This is a genomic window from Pseudomonas sp. B8(2017) (genome assembly GCF_002113575.1).
Classification (GTDB): Bacteria; Pseudomonadota; Gammaproteobacteria; order Pseudomonadales; family Pseudomonadaceae; genus Aquipseudomonas; species Aquipseudomonas putida_Z.
The window spans coordinates 1-775 of sequence record NZ_NEIO01000054.1 but is presented as its reverse complement, the minus strand read 5'-3'; the positions used below and the strand labels follow the sequence as shown (position 1 = coordinate 775).

Genomic DNA, 775 nt, shown 5'->3' with positions numbered 1-775 from the left:
GTAGTGTGGGGTTTCCCCATGTGAGAGTAGGTCATCGTCAAGATTCATTTCGCAAAACCCCTATCTGCGCATGCAGGTAGGGGTTTTGTCTTTCTGGCCGAAAAATCCCAGACCTGCAGAACCCTCCTCTGTGGGAGCGGGTTCACCCGCGAACACCGGCAAAGCCGGTGCCATCCACCATGTCGCCCGCTTCGCGGCGGTTCGACGCCTCGACATGCCTGCTCCCACCCCGACCGCAAAATACCTTGGCTGCGACAATATTCCCGTCACAGTCACGTGACTTTCCCGCGCCCACCCTACGTCAAGACTTTGGTTCGGGGCATTCCTGGCCCCGGGCTGAGCGATGCCAGCGTACCGTGCTGCGCATTTCCGGACTTCCACCGTCCCATCACTTGAGGTAGCAAGCAAGATGGCCAAGGCCGCCGATGTCGTTGTGCAATGCCTGGAAAACGAAGGTGTCGAGTATGTATTCGGTATTCCCGGTGAAGAAAACCTCGACCTGCTCGAATCTCTGCGCAAGTCGAAGATCAAGCTGGTACTGACCCGTCACGAGCAGTCCGCAGGCTTCATGGCCGCCACCTACGGCCGCCTGACCGGCAAGACCGGCGTCAGCCTGTCGACCCTCGGCCCTGGCGCCACCAACCTGGTCACCGCCAGCGCCTACGCCTACCTGGGTGGCATGCCGATGATGATGATCACCGGCCAGAAGCCGATCAAGAAGTCCAAGCAGGGCCGTTTCCAGATCATCGACGTGTGCGGCATGATGGACCCCATC

Annotated in this window: 1 protein-coding gene; it reads left to right on the top strand. The window is 59.9% G+C overall.

The genetic code is table 11. The features are described from left to right. Positions 1-409: 409 nt before the first annotated feature. Positions 410-775 (top strand): thiamine pyrophosphate-binding protein (locus CAG22_RS26910; protein WP_256575277.1); only part of this gene is annotated, 366 nt, incomplete at its 3' end.